Origin of the sequence: Streptomyces halobius (genome assembly GCF_023277745.1) — a bacterium.
GTDB classification, from domain to species: Bacteria; Actinomycetota; Actinomycetes; order Streptomycetales; family Streptomycetaceae; genus Streptomyces; species Streptomyces halobius.
In genome coordinates this window covers 8,256,280-8,275,106 of the sequence record NZ_CP086322.1, presented here as the reverse complement: position 1 = coordinate 8,275,106, position 18,827 = coordinate 8,256,280, and the positions used below count along the sequence as shown (strand labels likewise).

Here is an 18,827-nt window from a genome sequence, read left to right as displayed (position 1 = left end):
GTCGGTGAGAACGGGCTCCGGCGCTGTGCCTCTGTCGGTGGCCCGCCCTGCTTTCCAGAGTGACCTCGTCCATGCGGTACGTGTGCCTGAGAGATTCCGGGGAGGAGTTGCTCCTTCGGCGCCCTCGTCGCGAACGACAAAGGACTCTCCCGCATGGGGTCAGCGGCCATCCGCCAGCCTACCAGCGCACCCTCTGAAGGCTCGTTCGAGTGGCCGGGGCATGAAATCTGCCGTTTCGTAGTTGTCTACAGCGCAAGTGCGAGCAGTTGGAGGTGTCGTGCAAACCGATATCGATCCCAGGAGCCTGATCGGCCGCAAGGCGTTCGACCGGAACGGCACCAAAATCGGCACCATCGACGAGGTGTATCTCGACGATGCGACGGGGGAACCGGAATGGGCGGCCGTCCGCACCGGGCTCTTCAGCCGGGACGCCTTCGTCCCCCTGGAGCCGAGCGAAATCGTCGACGAGGGGCTCCGCATCCCCTATGACCGCAAGCTGATCAAGGACGCCCCGGACTTCGGGGTGGGCCGGCATCTCTCCCCCGAGCAGGAACTTCAGCTCTACCACCACTACCGGCTGGATATCTCCTCCCCCGCCTCGGACTCGGTGCCGTCCTCGCCACCAGTCGACAAGGATTTCGGCCGGATCGCCGGCTCGGAGGACTGACCGGACGCCGGCTCCGCGCCCACCACCAGCGGAAGGGGCTCCCCGGGCCGCAGCGCCGGGTCATCGACGGCGAAGGTCCGCACCCTGCCCGGTGCGGACCACGGCGTCTCGAAACGTACGGTCACCCGCCCCACCCCGCTCCCCTGCACCCAGCCGGCGCCGTACGCGTCGTGCACCACGTCCAGCCCCGGAGGCCAGCGGCGCGACCGCTGCTCCTCGGGCTCCGGCTCGCCCTCGGCCTCCGCCGCCGGCTCCGCTGCCGTCTGCGCCGACTCCTCGGCCTCCCGCTCCGTCGCCAGCTGTGCGAACAGGTCCTCCTGTGTGAAGTCGGCCAGCCCGCTCACCCCCACGCCCAGCAGCCGCACCCCGCCGGTCGTGTCCACCGTCTCCAGCAGCCGCACCGCGGCCTCCCGTACGACGCCGCGGTCGTCGGTGGGCCCGCGCAGCGTCTCCGAACGGGTCACGGTCGAGAAGTCGTAATTCCGCACCTTGATCACCACCGTGCGCCCGGACCGTCCGGAGGCCCGCAGCCGCTGCACACAGCGGTCGGCCAGCCGCACCAGCTCCGTCCGCACCCGCGTCCGGTCGGTCAGATCGACCTCGAAGGTGTCCTCGACCGAGACGGACTTCGCGTCCCGGTCGGCCACCACCGGCCGGTCGTCCTGGCCCAGCGCCATCACGTACAGCCCCGCGCCGTGGGCCTTGCCGAGCAGCCGCACCAGCTCCGCCTCACCGGCCTCCGCGGTCTCCGCCACCGTCGTGATGCCGGCCCGCCGCAGCGTCTCGGCCGTCGCGGGCCCCACCCCGGGCAGCGTCCGCACCGTCATCGGCCCCAGCAGCTCCCGCTCGGTGCCGGGCTCGATCACCACCAGGCCGTCCGGCTTGGCCGCCTCGGAAGCGATCTTGGCGAGCAGCTTGGCCCCGGCGAGCCCCACCGAACCCGTCAGGCCCGTGACCTCCCGGATGTCCCGCCGCAGCCGCTCCCCCACGGCCCGTACGGCGGCCGTGTCCGCCGCGACATCGCCGGCCTCCAGATCCACGAACGCCTCGTCCAGACTCAGCGGCTCCACCAGCGGCGACAGCTCCGCCAGCAGCTCCATCACCCTGTCGCTCACCTGGCGGTAGAGCGTGAAGCGGGGATGGAGATAGGCGGCGTTGGGACACAGCCGACGCGCCTGCGCCGTCGGCATCGCCGAGCGGACCCCGAAGACCCGGGCTTCGTACGAGGCCGTGGCGACCACCCCGCGCGGCCCGATCCCGCCGACGATCACGGGCTTGCCGCGCAGGCTGGGCTTGGCCGCCTGTTCGCAGGCCGCGTAGAACGCATCCATGTCCAGATGCAGGATCGTCGGCGCACTTCTCACATCTCCGATGCTGCCGCACGCCACTGACAATCGACGGACGCCGGGCCGTGCACCGGGCCCGCAAGGGGGAGCGGCGAAGCGGCGGGGAGGTGTCCCGGGACCCGGTCGACAGGCCGGGAGACGGGCGCTCAGCCCGCCCGGTTGCGGCGCCGCGCCAGCTCGTCGTGCGGGTTCTTCCCGATCAGCGTCTCGCCGGTGTCCACACGCTCTCCGTGCAGCTGGGACAGCGCGCCTTCCACGTCGCGCCACACCACGCCGACCGCGATCCCGAAGACGCCCTGACCGCCCTGGAGCAGATCGACGACCTCGTCGGGCGAGGTGCACTCATAGACCGTCGCGCCATCGCTCATCAGCGTCATCCGCGTCAGATCCGCGAGCCCGCGCGAGCGGAGGTGCTGCACGGCGGTACGGATGTTCTGCAGCGACACCCCGGTGTCCAGCAGCCGCTTGACGATCTTCAGGACGACGACGTCCCGGAAGCTGTAGAGCCGCTGGGTGCCGGACCCGTACGCCGACCGGACGCTCGGCTCCACCAGGCCCGTACGTGCCCAGTAGTCGAGCTGCCGGTACGTGATGCCCGCTGCCGCACACGCGGTCGGGCCGCGGTAGCCGATGTTCTGCGCCTCGCGGTCCCCCGACACCGCGGCGGCCTGTACCGGGGCAGGGTTCGCCGCGCCCGTGTGGAGCGGCAACGCCCCTTCCGCCGCCGTACCGTCGCCGGTGATTGCCACGCCGCCCTCCGTCCTCCACGTCCCGGACGGGACCTGCCACATCGACGGTATGCAGTCACTCGGGGTGCGTCAACGATCGCCGCGCTCGCCACGCCGAGTGATAATCACCCTACGAGTGGTTTCTCGTGACGTCGCGCGGGGAAGACGTAACAGATTGGCCGGAATCCGTTGTCCGGCGGCCGGTCACTGACTGTTGGTGCCGAAGTCCTCGGGCGAGATCTGGTCGAGGAACTCGCGGAACTTCTCCACCTCGTCCTCCTGCTCGTCCGGAATGGCGATACCCGCGTCGTCCAGAACACCGTCCGTACCGAAAATCGGCGTCCCGGTGCGCAACGCCAGCGCTATGGCATCGGACGGACGCGCGCTGACCTCGACGCCGCTGGCGAAGACCAATTCGGCGTAGAACACTCCCTCGCGCAGATCCGTGATCCGGACCTGCGTCAGCTCCTGGCCCACCGCCTCCAGCACATCCTTGAAGAGGTCGTGGGTCAGCGGCCTGGCAGGGACCATGCCCTGCTGGGCGAAGGCGATGGCGGTCGCCTCCCCCGGCCCGATCCAAATGGGCAAGTAGCGATCGCCTCCCACCTCGCGCAGGAGCACGATCGGTTGGCTGGAAGGCATTTCCACCCGGACACCCACGACATCGAGCTCGTTCACACAGCAACCCTAGGACGTGCCCGGCCGGTTTGGGTAGTCGGGCACCCTTTTCCTCATGAGAGCCGGACCCGCAATGCGGTCTGGACCAATGCCGCATGCAGCCGTACGGACAGCGTCGCCAGTTCCCTGGCGGTGGCCTCGGCATGGGCCCTGGTCTGCGGATTACGGTGCCGCCGAAGAGGGGCGACGACCTGCTCGACCAGGCCTGCCTCCCGCTCGGCGGCGGCCTTCACGGCCCGCAGATGCCGCGGTTCGAGACCGAAACGACCCAGATCCGCGACCAGTTTGGCGACCGTGACAGCCTCGGTGTCATAGGTTCCGTCCGCATCCGGAACGATCAGCCCGTAGGACTCCCACTCGGCGAGCGTGTCCTCGTCCACCTCCGCGGCGGCCAGCAGCTCGGCCCGGCCGATCCGGGCAGCCATGGGCCGCTCCTCCTCCGGGTCGGGCATGCCCTCCGGCAGATCCCACGAGGGCGTGGCCGGGGCGGGCAGCTGCACCCGCTCACCGCGCTCCAGGGCGTCCAGATGCTCCCGGATGACCTTCAGCGGCAGGTAGTGGTCCCGCTGCATCCGCAGGACGTTCGCCAGCCGCTCGACGTCCTCCGGCGTGAATTTGCGGTACCCGGAAGGCGTGCGCTTCGGCTCGACCAGCCCCTCGGCCTCCAGGAAGCGAATCTTGGAGATGGTGACCTCGGGGAACTCCTCGCGCAGCAGATTGAGCACCGTGCCGATGCTCACCGGTTTGCCGTCCGAGGAGGCGGTGCCGGAAGCCCCGGCACCACCGGTCGGTGTATGGCGCATATGCCTTCCCTGGCCCGTCAGATACCGGCGCCTCGCTGGCTCGCGTAGAACACCAGGCGGTACTTGCCGATCTGGACCTCGTCGCCGTTGGAGAGCGCGGCGGAATCGATCCGCTCACGGTTGACGTAGGTGCCGTTGAGGCTGCCGACATCGGCGACCGTGAACGTTCCGTCCTCGCCACGACGGATATCCACATGGCGGCGGGAGACCGTCACATCGTCGAGGAAGATATCGCTCTGCGGATGCCGGCCCGCGGTCGTCAGATCACTGTCCAGAAGGAAACGGCTGCCCGCATTCGGGCCCCGGCGGACGATCAGCAGCGCCGAGCCCATCGGAAGGGCGTCGACCGCGGCCTGGGCCTCAGGGGACAGCGCCGGCGACGGGGTCTGGCCCGTGGCCTCCGCGTCATAGGCTTCGATCCCCGAAATGGAGATGGTCGACGTCGTCTCCGACGCGCGCTCGGCCTGCACCCCCGGGCGCAGCGGCGCGCCACAGTTGGAGCAGAACCGGCTCGCCTGCGCGTTCCGGTGCCCACACCTCGTACAAACCGGCAAGGCCAACCCTCCACCCGTGCGTGAGGTTGATGGTTGCTGGGAACCTATGGGGGCGGACCCGGAGGGGTCAACAGAACCCGCCCCGTGCCCCCCGGACGGACCGCCGACCTCATCACGGAACAGCGGACGGTCCTCACCCGCACCGCTCTCATCGGGCTGGCGCGGGGCACGGTGCCGCGCGGAGCCGCCGCCCTCCTGGCGTGCGCTCTTGCCGAACAGTTTTGCAAACAACTTCACGGGCGATTCCCCTTGAACGAAACAGACCCGCCCGTGGGGCAGGACGAACCCTCGATGCACACACCGGCCGATCCGGACATCCTGTGAACGTCCGTGGCCTTCAGACAGTTTCCACCACACACCACACACACGGTGCGTCGACCCCCCGCTACGTCATGCCCTCCCCGGGCCACCGCCATACGTGGACGCCTCACTGCGATGACGACCGAGCGTAGTCAGGCCGCTTCGCCACTCGCAAGGCATCCACAATGATCTTCTCCTCACGGGTCACAGCCACCTTGGCCTGCTCCTTTTCCAGGGTCTGAACCACTCCGCCAGGGATGTTCAGCGCCGGTTCCAGGTCCTGCGGCTTGCCGATGACCTTGAAACGGTACGGCTGCGTGACCCGCTTGCCGTCGATCTCCACACCGCCCCGGACATCCGAGAGAGAGGTGCTCGCGACGACCCGTACATCATTGACCTGAATGGCCTCGGCGCCGGCCGCCCGCAGCTCCTGGACGGTGTCCAGCAGCTTGTCCGCCTCGACGGAGTGCGTGGGATCGTCGATGGCCAGATTGATGCCGGGCCCTTGAGCCGCGACGGTCCCGGCCAGCACGCCCAGCTGCTGTTCCTTCTCCACGGTCTGCTTGCGGGCCTCCTCCGCCTGGTTCGAGCTGTTCTCCAGCTCGGTCTTCTGCCTTTCCAGGCGCCGCTGTTCGTCCGTCAACCGCTCCGAGCGGTTGTCCAGCTCGTCCAGGATGCGCACCAGGTCCTCTTGGCGCGCTCCCCGCAGCGCACTGCTCTCACTCGTGGAACGTACCTGAATCGCCAGCCCGAGGCCGAGAATGAACAGGAGTACAGCGACGATCAGTTGAGCTCGGGTCAGCTGCGGCGGCCACAGGCTCGCGACGAGCCGCTGCCGGCCGGTCTCCGGCTGTCCCGGGGCCCCTCCTTCCAGCGTCGCGTCCGACGCGGAGGCATCCGCCGCGTCACCGCCATTCCGTGTTCCGCCGTCCGCTTTCTGAGCCGATGCCCCTTCTGTCGCCTGCCCGGGGACGGGCCGGCTCTCGGGTGGCATCGGCCGTCGTTCGGCCGGGCGGCGTCCCTGCTCGGGCTCCGGCTTCGTCTCCGGCTCCGGCGTCTCGTCCGTGGCCATCCGCCTCACGCCCTGAAGACATGCCGGCGGATCGCGGCAGCGTTGGAGAAGATCCGGATGCCCAGCACCACGACGACGCCCGTGGAGAGTTGGGCGCCGACGCCCAGCTTGTCGCCGAGGAAGACGATCAGCGCGGCCACGACGACGTTGGACAGGAAGGAGACGACGAAGACCTTGTCGTCGAAGATGCCGTCCAGCATCGCGCGCAGACCGCCGAACACCGCGTCCAGCGCCGCGACGACGGCGATCGGCAAATAGGGCTCGACCACCGTCGGCACCACGGGTCGGACGACGAGTCCGACCACGACTCCCACGATGAGGCCCAGTACGGCGATCACGATGTGCCCTTCCCTGTGTCGGCGCCGTCCGCCTCGGCGGCACCGGCCTGCGGCTTTGCGGTACGTACGGTCAAGCTGGGCGCGGGCGGCAGCGTGACCTCGCTCTCGGCGGAAATCCTGGTGCGCACGCCGTAGTTCTCCTGCAGCACATGGAGATACCGACCGTCGGCGCTGTCCTGGAACGCGGTGCTGAGCCGCTGCCCGTCCCCCACCGCCAGCACCGTATAGGGCGGCACCAGAGGCTTGTTGTCGACCAGTATGGCGTCTCCCGCGGCTCTGATCGCCGAGAGTGACGTAAGCCGCTGCCCATTGACGGATATGGCCTCCGCTCCGGATTCCCAGAGGCCGTTCACCACGCGCTGCATATCCCTGTCGCGTACCCGGCCGGTGTCCGAGAACCCACTGCTTTCACGCGGCCCGCCGCCGCTGGACTCCGAGGCCCCCTTGGCGTCGTCCACGACAAGCCGCACGCCCGGCCCGGTGACCCGAGTCGAGCCGGACAGCAGCGCCAGCAGTTCGGCCTTGCCGTCGCCGTGCTTCTTCAGCGCCTCACGCTGCATCCTGCTGACGGCGTCCCGCGTCGCGTCGACCCGCTTCTGCAGCTCGTCCGCCTCGTCGGTGCCCTTCTCGATACGGTTGATGAGCTCTTGGTGCTCTTTGGCCAGTGTTGGCGCGGCTATCCGCGCCTGGGCGGCACCAACCGTCACCACGACCGCCGCCAGCACCAGACCGACCGCGAGGCCCAACTTCGCCCGGAGGGTGCGCGGCAGACCGCGCACGCCCACCGCGGACTTCCGCGCGGCGGCCTCGGCATATCCGTCGTCGAGGCTGTGATCCATCACATTGGTCAGCAGCGACATGGACGCATCAGGGCGCGCGGCCGGCTTCTGGGAGGTGCTCCGATCGGGGCGCTGCTGCGACATGCCGCACATCGTCCCACGTCGCACTGACAGTCACCCAATGGCCCCACCGGCGTGCCGAATCCCCGCACGCCGGTGGGGTCACCGATCACCGCCCGGCGCTGTCCACCACCGCGGACCACTCGTCCAGCAGCTGCTGAGCGGAGGCGTCATCCGGCCCCTCCGCCCACAGATGGGTGACGGCCTCGGCCGGGTCCGGCAGCACGAGGATCCAGCGGCCGTCGGCCTCCACCACCCGCACCCCGTCGGTGGTGTCCACGTCACGGTCCCCGGCCGCCTCGACCACATGCCGCATGACCAGGCCCTTGACGGCCCAGGGCGTCGCCAGATCACGGCGCAGCACATGGGCTCGCGGAATCCGCGCGTCGATCTGACTGAGCGTGAGCTGCGTACGGGCCACCAGGCCGATCAACCGGACAAAAGCGGCGGAACCGTCGAAGACGCTGCTGAACTCCGGGATGATGAAACCGCCCAGTCCGTTCCCGCCGAAGACCGTGGCGTCATCGCGCGCCACCCGCGTCAGATCGTCGGGCGAGGTGGTCGTCCACTCCACCTGCGTCCCGTGATACGCCGCGACCTGCTCGGCGATACGGGTCGTGGTCACCGGCAGCGCCACCCGGCCGCTGCGGCGTTCGGCGGCCACCAGATCCAGCATGACCAACAGCGCACGATCGTCCTCGATGATCCGGCCGCGCTCGTCCACCAGAGAAAGACGCTCACCCACGGGGTCGAAGCGCACCCCGAAGGCCGCACGCGCCGAGGCCACGATCTCGCCGAGCCGGACCAGCCCGGAGCGCCGGGCGTCGGCGGACTCGGTCGGCCGGGATTCGTCGAGACCAGGATTGATGGTCAGCCCGTCGACCCCGAGCCGTCCGAGGAGGCTGGGCAGGACCAGGCCGGCGCTGCCGTTCGAGGCATCCACGACGACCTTCAGTCCGGACTCGCTGATGCCCCTGGTGTCGACGGCCCGCAGCAGGGACCCCGTATAGGAGTCGAACACACTGGCCGGAAAGCGCAGATCGCCGATCTCACCCGGGAAAGCGCGGCGGTACTCCTGGCGGGCATAGACCCGGTCGAGCTTGCGCTGCCCGGCCTGGGAGAGGTCGGCGCCCCGCTCGTCGAAGAACATGATGTCGACGGAGTCCGGCACTCCGGGTGTCGTACGCACCATGATCCCGCCGGCGCTGCCACGGGCGGTCTGCTGACGGGCCACGGGCAGCGGGACGTTCTCCAGGTCGCGGACGTCTATGGCGCTGGCCTGCAGCGCGGAGATCACCGCCCGCTTGAGAGCCCGTGCGCCTCGGGAGTGGTCCCGGGCCGTGGTGACCGTCGAGCCCTTCTTGAGGGTGGTGGCGTACGCGCCCGCGAGCCGTACGGCGAGCTCCGGTGTGATCTCGACGTTGAGGATCCCGGACACGCCGCGCGCGCCGAACAGATGCGCCTGGCCCCGGGATTCCCAGATCACCGAGGTATTCACGAAAGCACCGGCCTCGATGGTCTTGAACGGATAGACCCGCACATTGCCCTGGACGATCGATTCCTCGCCGATCAGGCATTCGTCGCCGATGACGGCGCCGTCCTCGATCCGTGCGGCCCGCATGATGTCCGTGTTCTTGCCGATCACACAGCCGCGCAGATTGCTCTGCTGGCCGATGTAGACGTTGTCGTGCACCACGGCCTTGTGAAGGAACGCACCGCTTTTCACCACGACATTGGAGCCGACGACGGTGTGCTCACGGATCTCCGCATCGGCTTCGATCTTGGCGTAGTCCCCGATGTACAGCGGACCGCGCAGTACGGCGTCCGGGTGTACGTCGGCACCCTCGGCGACCCACACTCCGGGAGAGATCTCGAAGCCGTCGATTTCGACATCGACCTTGCCCTCAAGAACGTCGGCCTGGGCTTTCACGTAACTCTCGTGGGTACCGACGTCCTCCCAGTAGCCCTCGGCGACATAGCCGTAGATCGGCTTGCCTTCCTTCATGAGCTGCGGAAAGACATCTCCGGACCAGTCCACCGGAACGTCCGGCTCGAAATAGTCGAAGACCTCCGGCTCCATGACGTAGATACCGGTGTTGACGGTGTCCGAGAACACCTGGCCCCACGTGGGCTTCTCCAGGAATCGCTCGACCCTGCCGGATTCATCGACGATGGTGATGCCGAACTCAAGCGGATTGGGAACCCTTGTCAGGCAGACGGTGACGAGGGCGCCCTTTTCCTTGTGGAACCGAATCAGATCGGTGAGATCGAAGTCGGTGAGAGCGTCACCGGAGATGACGAGGAAGGCATCGTCCTTGAGAGCTTCCTCGGCGTTCTTCACGCTGCCGGCGGTGCCCAGCGGCTTTTCCTCGTTGGCGTATGTGAGCTCCATGCCGAGCTCTTCCCCGTCACCGAAATAGTTGCGGACGAGCGAGGCAAGGAATTGCACGGTCACCACGGTCTCATTGAGACCATGCCGTTTCAGCAGCCTGAGCACATGCTCCATGATCGGCCTATTGGCCACTGGCAGCAGAGGCTTGGGCATGCTGGACGTCATGGGGCGAAGGCGTGTTCCTTCGCCGCCGGCCATCACAACGGCCTTCATGTCGGAAGCGTCCTCCTCGAAGAGACGACGGTCTTGCCGACTTCACCTGCCCAGCTCGCCCACTGTTCGCGTGTACGGGCGCCGGGCCCTGGCACAATCCGCCGGTTCGGCGAGCTCAGTCGGCAGTGGTGTCCGCCCTGATGAGTCGGCGGACCTGAACCACGTAGAGGATCCCTGCCCACCAGTAGAGCGCGGTACCCCATCCGGCGAACGCCCATCCGAAAATAGCAGCGAGCGTGTGAAGCCAGCTACTTCCGTCGCTCAGCAGGAGCAACGGGAAGGCATACATCAAGTTGAACGTAGCCGCTTTGCCCAGAAAGTTCACCTGGGGCGGTCCGTAACCGTGGCGTCCGAGGAATCCGATGGCGATCAACAGCATCAGTTCACGCGCCAGCAGGGCAGCAGTGAGCCAGATCGGCAGAATGTCACGCCAGGTCAGGCCGACGAGGGTGGAGAGAATGTAGAGGCGGTCGGCGGCGGGGTCGAGGATCCGGCCCAGGCTGCTGACCTGGTTCCAGCGCCGGGCGAGCTTCCCGTCCAGGTAGTCGCTGACACCGCTGAGGGCGAGGACGAGCAGCGCCCAGTGGTCGACCGTGGGACCGCCGAATTCCGGCCACAGGACCAACCACAGGAACACCGGCACGCCGACCAGGCGAGCCATGCTCAGAATGTTCGGGATGGTGAGGACGCGATCCGTCTGGACCCGCGTCTCCTGGACCTCCACGCGGAAGCCTCCTGTGGGAAATGTGCCAATGATGCCCCCTGACCTTACCTGCCCCGCCGCCCGCCCCGTGCCCCGGGTCCGAGATCGTCCGATTCCGTCCGGGAACGCGAAAAGCCCCGCTGGGAACTTGGTTTCCAGCGGGGCTTTCACAAAAATAGTTCGGCGGCGTCCTACTCTCCCACAGGGTCCCCCCTGCAGTACCATCGGCGCTGAAAGGCTTAGCTTCCGGGTTCGAAATGTAACCGGGCGTTTCCCTAACGCAATAACCACCGAAACACTATGAAAATAACAACTCCAGCCGGCAACGGCGAGTTCATTACTTCAGAACCAACACAGTGGACGCGAGCAACTGAGGACAAGCCCTCGGCCTATTAGTACCAGTCAACTCCACACCTTACGATGCTTCCATATCTGGCCTATCAACCCAGTCATCTACTGGGAGCCTTAACCCATCAAGTGGGTGGGAGCCCTCATCTCGAAGCAGGCTTCCCGCTTAGATGCTTTCAGCGGTTATCCCTCCCGAACGTAGCCAACCAGCCATGCCCTTGGCAGAACAACTGGCACACCAGAGGTTCGTCCGTCCCGGTCCTCTCGTACTAGGGACAGCCCTTCTCAAGACTCCTACGCGCACAGCGGATAGGGACCGAACTGTCTCACGACGTTCTAAACCCAGCTCGCGTACCGCTTTAATGGGCGAACAGCCCAACCCTTGGGACCGACTCCAGCCCCAGGATGCGACGAGCCGACATCGAGGTGCCAAACCATCCCGTCGATATGGACTCTTGGGGAAGATCAGCCTGTTATCCCCGGGGTACCTTTTATCCGTTGAGCGACGGCGCTTCCACAAGCCACCGCCGGATCACTAGTCCCTACTTTCGTACCTGCTCGACCCGTCAGTCTCACAGTCAAGCTCCCTTGTGCACTTACACTCAACACCTGATTACCAACCAGGCTGAGGGAACCTTTGGGCGCCTCCGTTACCCTTTAGGAGGCAACCGCCCCAGTTAAACTACCCACCAGACACTGTCCCTGATCCGGATCACGGACCCAGGTTAGACATCCAGCACGACCAGAGTGGTATTTCAACAATGACTCCCCCTGAACTGGCGTCCAGAGATCACAGTCTCCCACCTATCCTACACAAGCCGAACCGAACACCAATATCAAGCTATAGTAAAGGTCCCGGGGTCTTTCCGTCCTGCTGCGCGAAACGAGCATCTTTACTCGTAATGCAATTTCACCGGGCCTATGGTTGAGACAGTCGAGAAGTCGTTACGCCATTCGTGCAGGTCGGAACTTACCCGACAAGGAATTTCGCTACCTTAGGATGGTTATAGTTACCACCGCCGTTTACTGGCGCTTAAGTTCTCAGCTTCGCCAACCCGAAGATTGACTAACCGGTCCCCTTAACGTTCCAGCACCGGGCAGGCGTCAGTCCGTATACATCGCCTTACGGCTTCGCACGGACCTGTGTTTTTAGTAAACAGTCGCTTCTCGCTGGTCTCTGCGGCCACCCCCAGCTCAGAGCGCAAAACTCATCACCAGAAATGGCCCCCCTTCTCCCGAAGTTACGGGGGCATTTTGCCGAGTTCCTTAACCATAGTTCACCCGAACGCCTCGGTATTCTCTACCTGACCACCTGAGTCGGTTTAGGGTACGGGCCGCCACAAAACTCGCTAGAGGCTTTTCTCGACAGCATAGGATCATCCACTTCACCACAATCGGCTCGGCATCAGGTCTCAGCCATAAATGTGCAGCGGATTTACCTACCACACGACCTACACCCTTACCCCGGGACAACCACCGCCCGGGATGGACTACCTTCCTGCGTCACCCCATCACTCACCTACTACTGGCTCGGTTCACCGGCTCCACCACTCCGCTTCACCCGAAGGATCCACGGCGGCTTCACGGGCTTAGCATCACCAGCCTCAGCGCTGACGCTTCATAGCGGGTACCGGAATATCAACCGGTTATCCATCGACTACGCCTGTCGGCCTCGCCTTAGGTCCCGACTTACCCTGGGCAGATCAGCTTGACCCAGGAACCCTTAGTCAATCGGCGCAAGAGTTTCCCACTCTTGTATCGCTACTCATGCCTGCATTCTCACTCGCGAACCGTCCACAACTCGCTTCCACGGCTGCTTCACCCGGCACACGACGCTCCCCTACCCATCCACACACCCGTTAGGGCTCCTGTATGAATGACACGACTTCGGCGGTGTACTTGAGCCCCGCTACATTGTCGGCGCGGAATCACTTGACCAGTGAGCTATTACGCACTCTTTCAAGGATGGCTGCTTCTAAGCCAACCTCCTGGTTGTCTCTGCGACTCCACATCCTTTCCCACTTAGCACACGCTTAGGGGCCTTAGTCGATGCTCTGGGCTGTTTCCCTCTCGACCATGGAGCTTATCCCCCACAGTCTCACTGCCGCGCTCTCACTTACCGGCATTCGGAGTTTGGCTAAGGTCAGTAACCCGGTAGGGCCCATCGCCTATCCAGTGCTCTACCTCCGGCAAGAAACACACGACGCTGCACCTAAATGCATTTCGGGGAGAACCAGCTATCACGGAGTTTGATTGGCCTTTCACCCCTAACCACAGGTCATCCCCCAGGTTTTCAACCCTGGTGGGTTCGGCCCTCCACACGGTCTTACCCGCGCTTCAGCCTGCCCATGGCTAGATCACTCCGCTTCGGGTCTTGGGCACGCTACTCAACGCCCTCTTAGGACTCGCTTTCGCTACGGCTCCCCCACACGGGTTAACCTCGCAACATACCGCAAACTCGCAGGCTCATTCTTCAAAAGGCACGCAGTCACGACACAAGGAACAAGTCCCTGTGCGACGCTCCCACGGCTTGTAGGCACACGGTTTCAGGTACTATTTCACTCCGCTCCCGCGGTACTTTTCACCATTCCCTCACGGTACTATCCGCTATCGGTCACCAGGGAATATTTAGGCTTAACGGGTGGTCCCGCCAGATTCACACGGGATTTCACGGGCCCCGTGCTACTTGGGTGATTCTCAAACGAGCCGTACAGATTTCAGCTACGGGGGTCTTACCCTCTACGCCGGACCTTTCGCATGTCCTTCGCCTACCCATACGGTTTCTGACTCGCCGACCGGCCGGCAGACCGATCAAGAAAACTCCCACAACCCCACATGCGCAACCCCTGCCGGGTATCACACGCACATGGTTTGGCCTCATCCGGTTTCGCTCGCCACTACTCCCGGAATCACAATTGTTTTCTCTTCCTGCGGGTACTGAGATGTTTCACTTCCCCGCGTTCCCTCCACACTGCCTATGTGTTCAGCAGCGGGTGACAGCCCATGACGACTGCCGGGTTTCCCCATTCGGACACCCCCGGATCACAGCTCGGTTGACAGCTCCCCGGGGCCTATCGCGGCCTCCCACGTCCTTCATCGGTTCCTGGTACCAAGGCATCCACCGTGCGCCCTTAAAAACTTGGCCACAGATGCTCGCGTCCACTGTGCAGTTCTCAAGCAACGACCAGCCACCCACCACCCCGCCACACAAGACGAGTTCACTGAGGCCGGCATCCCGAAGGCCAGACATCAAGTCCGCACCCTCAGACACCCAACAGCGTGCCCGACCCACCTCATCAATCCCCACGTTCCACGCCGAAGCAGTACTAGTGACAACCAACCAAGTGCGCCGAATAGTCAACGTTCCACCCATGAGCAACCACCGCAGAACACTCGCCTGCGTTATGGCCCTGGACAACCTTCCGGCTGCCTAGATGCTCCTTAGAAAGGAGGTGATCCAGCCGCACCTTCCGGTACGGCTACCTTGTTACGACTTCGTCCCAATCGCCAGTCCCACCTTCGACGATTCCCTCCCACAAGGGGTTGGGCCACCGGCTTCGGGTGTTACCGACTTTCGTGACGTGACGGGCGGTGTGTACAAGGCCCGGGAACGTATTCACCGCAGCAATGCTGATCTGCGATTACTAGCAACTCCGACTTCATGGGGTCGAGTTGCAGACCCCAATCCGAACTGAGACCGGCTTTTTGAGATTCGCTCCACCTCACGGCATCGCAGCTCATTGTACCGACCATTGTAGCACGTGTGCAGCCCAAGACATAAGGGGCATGATGACTTGACGTCGTCCCCACCTTCCTCCGAGTTGACCCCGGCAGTCTCCTGTGAGTCCCCATCACCCCGAAAGGCATGCTGGCAACACAGAACAAGGGTTGCGCTCGTTGCGGGACTTAACCCAACATCTCACGACACGAGCTGACGACAGCCATGCACCACCTGTACACCGACCACAAGGGGGACCCTGTCTCCAGGGTTTTCCGGTGTATGTCAAGCCTTGGTAAGGTTCTTCGCGTTGCGTCGAATTAAGCCACATGCTCCGCTGCTTGTGCGGGCCCCCGTCAATTCCTTTGAGTTTTAGCCTTGCGGCCGTACTCCCCAGGCGGGGAACTTAATGCGTTAGCTGCGGCACGGACGACGTGGAATGTCGCCCACACCTAGTTCCCAACGTTTACGGCGTGGACTACCAGGGTATCTAATCCTGTTCGCTCCCCACGCTTTCGCTCCTCAGCGTCAGTATCGGCCCAGAGATCCGCCTTCGCCACCGGTGTTCCTCCTGATATCTGCGCATTTCACCGCTACACCAGGAATTCCGATCTCCCCTACCGAACTCTAGCCTGCCCGTATCGAATGCAGACCCGGAGTTAAGCCCCGGGCTTTCACATCCGACGCGACAAGCCGCCTACGAGCTCTTTACGCCCAATAATTCCGGACAACGCTTGCGCCCTACGTATTACCGCGGCTGCTGGCACGTAGTTAGCCGGCGCTTCTTCTGCAGGTACCGTCACTTGCGCTTCTTCCCTGCTGAAAGAGGTTTACAACCCGAAGGCCGTCATCCCTCACGCGGCGTCGCTGCATCAGGCTTGCGCCCATTGTGCAATATTCCCCACTGCTGCCTCCCGTAGGAGTCTGGGCCGTGTCTCAGTCCCAGTGTGGCCGGTCGCCCTCTCAGGCCGGCTACCCGTCGTCGCCTTGGTAGGCCATCACCCCACCAACAAGCTGATAGGCCGCGGGCTCATCCTTCACCGCCGGAGCTTTCCACACACAGACCATGCGGCCGTGTGTCATATCCGGTATTAGACCCCGTTTCCAGGGCTTGTCCCAGAGTGAAGGGCAGATTGCCCACGTGTTACTCACCCGTTCGCCACTAATCCACCACCGAAGCGGCTTCATCGTTCGACTTGCATGTGTTAAGCACGCCGCCAGCGTTCGTCCTGAGCCAGGATCAAACTCTCCGTGAATGTGTACCGGATATCCGGTCGAACACTCGCGTTGAGCGGAACCACCAGAGGAATAATCCGGTGGTTCACAGCATCCTCGCTGTGTGTGCCACCCCGACAAAAGCGGAGTGGGCTTTCAAAGGAACCTCATCTCCACAAAAGGAGACGGGGTATCAACATATCTGGCGTTGACTTTTGGCACGCTGTTGAGTTCTCAAGGAACGGACGCTTCCTTTGGATTCCCTCTCGGGCTTCCGCCGGGCGCTTCCCTTCGGTGTTCCACACTCTATCAGGCCTTTTCGGGCTTTCGAACCGCCGCTTTTCTGCAGACATGCAGAAGCGCACAATTCGAGAATCTCGATGAAGACTCTGAGAAGTGCCGCCCACCACGACGGGACCGCAGTTTGCGTGCGGCCTGTCTGTCCGGGGCAGGTCTGAGACAGTACAGCGCTGCCGGGGGCGAGGCAAATCGATTCGCCGCGACATCGCGACTTCTGCCGGTGTCGCTCATGCGGAACCGTCAGTTCACATGACTTACGCTTCTGAACGGTGCGCCGTCCAGGACAGGTAGTGACGGCGGCCTGATGAATCTCCACCCCTGGGAGGCTTCCCATGACCATCGTGACGTCCCCGATCGCAGGACGCGCCATCGGACTCGCGGCTGTGCCCGATCCGGTGTTCTCCGGAGCGATGGTGGGTCCCGGTACCGCCATCGACCCCACTCGTGAGCCGTCCGAGGCCGTTGCGCCCGTGGACGGTGTTGTCGTATCGCTTCACCCGCACGCGTTCGTCGTGGTCGACGGCGAGGGGCACGGCGTGCTCACCCACCTCGGTATCGACACCGTGCAGCTCAATGGCGAGGGCTTTGAGCTGCTCGTCAACAAGGGTGACACCGTGCAGCGCGGCCAGGCCGTCGTGCGCTGGGATCCGGCCGCGGTCGAAGAGGCCGGTAAGTCGGCGGTGTGCCCGGTCGTCGCGCTGGAGGCCACGGCGGACTCGCTGGGTGATCTGCGTGAGGACGGCGACGTCAAGGCGGGCGACTCGCTCTTCTCCTGGCAGTAGCCGGGCGCCGTCCGCGACGGCAGGTACGACATCCACCGCGGCGGCACGGGCCGTCGCATCAACCGGAGACGGGTTACATGGAGACAACGCTGCGAGGCGTCGGCGTGAGCCACGGTGTGGCGATAGGCGAGGTGCGGCACATGGGGACGGCGGTTCTGGAGCCGCCGGCCAAGCAGATTCCGGCGGACGAGGCGGAGCGCGAACAGGGGCGTGCCCGCCAAGCCGTGGAAGCCGTGGCCGCCGATCTGATCGCGCGGGGCAACCTGGCGGGCGGCGAGGCGCAGGCCGTGCTGGAGGCGCAGGCCATGATGGCTCAGGACCCTGAGCTGATGGCGGACGTGGAGAGGCGGATCGCCGTTGGCAGTACGGCCGAGCGCGGGGTGTATGACGCGTTCGCCGCCTATCGGGCGCTGCTGGCGGGGGCCGGGGAGTATCTCGCCGGGCGGGTCGCCGACCTCGATGATGTGCGGAATCGTATCGTCGCCCGGCTGTTGGGCGTGCCGATGCCGGGGGTGCCGGACAGTGACGAGCCGTATGTGCTGATCGCGCGGGATCTGGCGCCGGCCGACACGGCGCTGCTGGACCCGGCGCTGGTGCTCGGGTTCGTCACCGAGGAGGGCGGGCCGACCAGTCACAGCGCGATTCTCGCGCGGGCGCTGGGGGTGCCGGCCGTGGTCGCGCTGCCGGGTGCGGGTGAGCTGGTCGAGGGCACGGTGATCGCCGTGGACGGCAGCACCGGTGAGGTCTTCGTCGACCCGAGTGCCGAGAAGCGGGCGGCGATGGAGCAGGCGGCGGCGGCGCGGAAGGCGGCGCTGGCCGCCGCGTCCGGGCCGGGGGCCACCTCGGACGGGCACAAGGTGCCGCTGCTGGCCAATGTCGGCGGTCCGGCGGATGTGCCGGCGGCGGTCGAGGCGGGTGCGGAAGGCGTCGGTCTGTTCCGGACCGAGTTCCTGTTCCTGGACGACAGCAAGCAGGCGCCTTCGGAGGAGAAGCAGGCCGAGGCGTACCGGAAGGTGCTGGAAGCCTTTCCCGAGGGCCGGGTTGTCGTGCGGGTGCTGGATGCCGGTGCGGACAAGCCGCTGGACTTCCTGACGCCGGGTGATGAGCCGAACCCGGCGCTGGGCGTGCGGGGGCTGCGCACGCTGCTGGACCACCCCGAGGTGTTGCGGACGCAGCTCACGGCACTGGCCAAGGCTGTCGAGGGGCTGCCGGTCTACCTTGAGGTCATGGCCCCGATGGTGGCGGACCGGATCGACGCCAGGGCGTTCGCGGACGCGTGCCGGGATGCCGGTCTGCGGGCGAAGTTCGGCGCGATGGTGGAGATTCCGTCCGCGGCTCTTCGGGCGCGGTCGATTCTGCAGGAGGTGGAGTTCCTTTCGCTGGGGACGAATGACCTCGCGCAGTACACCTTTGCGGCGGACCGTCAGGTGGGTGCGGTGTCGCGGTTGCAGGATCCGTGGCAGCCGGCGCTGCTGGATCTCGTGGCGGCTTCGGCCGAGGCTGCGAAGGCCGAGGGCAAGAGCTGTGGTGTGTGTGGTGAGGCGGCAGCCGATCCGCTGTTGGCGTGTGTGCTGACGGGGCTCGGTGTCACCAGCCTTTCGATGGGTGCGGCGTCGATTCCGTATGTGCGGGCGACGCTGGCCAAGCACACGCTGGCGCAGTGTGAGCGTGCGGCGGCCGCGGCGCGGGCCGCGGACACCGCGGACGATGCGCGGGCCGCCGCGCAGGCGGTGCTCTCCGGGGAGTGATCCCGCGCGGCGCGGTGCGTCGC

General features: G+C 65.3%; 13 protein-coding genes, 3 rRNA genes and 1 riboswitch. Of the genes, 3 read left to right on the top strand and 13 right to left on the bottom strand.

Translation table 11 applies throughout. The features are described 5' to 3' along the window. Positions 1 to 64 precede the first annotated feature (64 nt). Positions 65 to 162, bottom strand: a riboswitch (glycine riboswitch). A gap of 115 nt (positions 163 to 277) precedes the next feature. Continuing rightward, positions 278 to 667: a PRC-barrel domain-containing protein gene (locus K9S39_RS37540; protein ID WP_248867770.1), complete on the top strand. Its 390-nt coding sequence runs from the start codon at positions 278 to 280 to the stop codon at positions 665 to 667. On the opposite strand, the gene K9S39_RS37535 is transcribed toward K9S39_RS37540, so the two are convergent. From K9S39_RS37535 to K9S39_RS37475, 13 genes are all read right to left on the bottom strand, one after another. Beyond that, entirely contained in the window at positions 571 to 2,031 is a 1,461-nt protein-coding gene (locus K9S39_RS37535; protein ID WP_248867769.1) for a DNA polymerase IV, read from the bottom strand. The two genes, K9S39_RS37540 and K9S39_RS37535, sit on opposite strands and share 97 nt — an antisense overlap. Positions 2,032 to 2,159: 128 nt before the next feature. After that, entirely contained in the window at positions 2,160 to 2,762 is a 603-nt protein-coding gene (locus K9S39_RS37530) for a MerR family transcriptional regulator (RefSeq protein WP_248867768.1), read from the bottom strand. Positions 2,763 to 2,945: 183 nt separating this feature from the next. After that, complete coding sequence (locus K9S39_RS37525; protein ID WP_006606439.1) at positions 2,946 to 3,419, bottom strand: bifunctional nuclease family protein; 474 nt, start codon at positions 3,417 to 3,419, stop codon at positions 2,946 to 2,948. A 53-nt stretch (positions 3,420 to 3,472) separates the two neighbouring features. Next, positions 3,473 to 4,222: a transcriptional regulator FtsR gene (ftsR, locus tag K9S39_RS37520; protein WP_248867767.1), complete on the bottom strand. Its 750-nt coding sequence runs from the start codon at positions 4,220 to 4,222 to the stop codon at positions 3,473 to 3,475. A 17-nt stretch (positions 4,223 to 4,239) separates the two neighbouring features. Next, positions 4,240 to 5,085: an FHA domain-containing protein gene (locus K9S39_RS37515; protein WP_406708186.1), complete on the bottom strand. Its 846-nt coding sequence runs from the start codon at positions 5,083 to 5,085 to the stop codon at positions 4,240 to 4,242. 118 nt (positions 5,086 to 5,203) lie between these two features. Further along, the gene (locus K9S39_RS37510; RefSeq protein WP_248867765.1) at positions 5,204 to 6,148 is read right to left on the bottom strand and encodes a DUF881 domain-containing protein; all 945 of its coding nucleotides are present in this window, start codon (positions 6,146 to 6,148) and stop codon (positions 5,204 to 5,206) included. A gap of 5 nt (positions 6,149 to 6,153) precedes the next feature. Continuing rightward, complete coding sequence (locus K9S39_RS37505; RefSeq protein ID WP_003984969.1) at positions 6,154 to 6,486, bottom strand: small basic family protein; 333 nt, start codon at positions 6,484 to 6,486, stop codon at positions 6,154 to 6,156. Next, positions 6,483 to 7,418: a DUF881 domain-containing protein gene (locus tag K9S39_RS37500; protein ID WP_248869136.1), complete on the bottom strand. Its 936-nt coding sequence runs from the start codon at positions 7,416 to 7,418 to the stop codon at positions 6,483 to 6,485. Before K9S39_RS37500 ends, K9S39_RS37505 begins: the two co-directional genes overlap by 4 nt. A 76-nt stretch (positions 7,419 to 7,494) precedes the next feature. After that, a complete protein-coding gene (locus K9S39_RS37495) occupies positions 7,495 to 9,990 on the bottom strand; it encodes a mannose-1-phosphate guanyltransferase (RefSeq protein ID WP_248867764.1) in 2,496 nt (831 codons plus the stop codon). 115 nt (positions 9,991 to 10,105) lie between these two features. Continuing rightward, positions 10,106 to 10,714 carry a CDP-alcohol phosphatidyltransferase family protein gene (locus K9S39_RS37490; protein ID WP_248867763.1) on the bottom strand — a complete coding sequence of 203 codons (609 nt, stop codon included), beginning with the start codon at positions 10,712 to 10,714 and terminating at the stop codon, positions 10,106 to 10,108. 157 nt (positions 10,715 to 10,871) lie between these two features. Beyond that, positions 10,872 to 10,988: ribosomal RNA gene (gene rrf, locus K9S39_RS37485) — 5S ribosomal RNA — on the bottom strand. A 77-nt stretch (positions 10,989 to 11,065) separates the two neighbouring features. After that, positions 11,066 to 14,186, bottom strand: a 23S ribosomal RNA gene (locus tag K9S39_RS37480). A 300-nt stretch (positions 14,187 to 14,486) separates the two neighbouring features. Then, a 16S ribosomal RNA gene (locus tag K9S39_RS37475) occupies positions 14,487 to 16,015 on the bottom strand. The 16S, 23S and 5S rRNA genes sit together here, the layout of an rRNA operon. A gap of 591 nt (positions 16,016 to 16,606) precedes the next feature. Between K9S39_RS37475 and K9S39_RS37470 the strand changes: the two genes are divergently transcribed. Next, on the top strand, positions 16,607 to 17,056 hold the full coding sequence (locus tag K9S39_RS37470) for a PTS sugar transporter subunit IIA (RefSeq protein ID WP_248867762.1): 450 nt from the start codon (positions 16,607 to 16,609) through the stop codon (positions 17,054 to 17,056). 77 nt (positions 17,057 to 17,133) lie between these two features. After that, the gene (gene ptsP / locus K9S39_RS37465) at positions 17,134 to 18,804 is read left to right on the top strand and encodes a phosphoenolpyruvate--protein phosphotransferase (protein ID WP_248867761.1); all 1,671 of its coding nucleotides are present in this window, start codon (positions 17,134 to 17,136) and stop codon (positions 18,802 to 18,804) included. The last annotated feature ends 23 nt before the right edge of the window (positions 18,805 to 18,827 follow it).

Coding starts and splice junctions, on each gene's coding strand:
- ftsR (WP_248867767.1), bottom strand. CDS start 4,222: ATGCGCCATACACCGACCGGTGGTGCCGGGGCTTCCGGCACCGCCTCC.
- K9S39_RS37510 (WP_248867765.1), bottom strand. CDS start 6,148: ATGGCCACGGACGAGACGCCGGAGCCGGAGACGAAGCCGGAGCCCGAG.
- K9S39_RS37500 (WP_248869136.1), bottom strand. CDS start 7,418: ATGTGCGGCATGTCGCAGCAGCGCCCCGATCGGAGCACCTCCCAGAAG.
- K9S39_RS37495 (WP_248867764.1), bottom strand. CDS start 9,990: ATGAAGGCCGTTGTGATGGCCGGCGGCGAAGGAACACGCCTTCGCCCC.
- K9S39_RS37470 (WP_248867762.1), top strand. CDS start 16,607: ATGACCATCGTGACGTCCCCGATCGCAGGACGCGCCATCGGACTCGCG.
- ptsP (WP_248867761.1), top strand. CDS start 17,134: ATGGAGACAACGCTGCGAGGCGTCGGCGTGAGCCACGGTGTGGCGATA.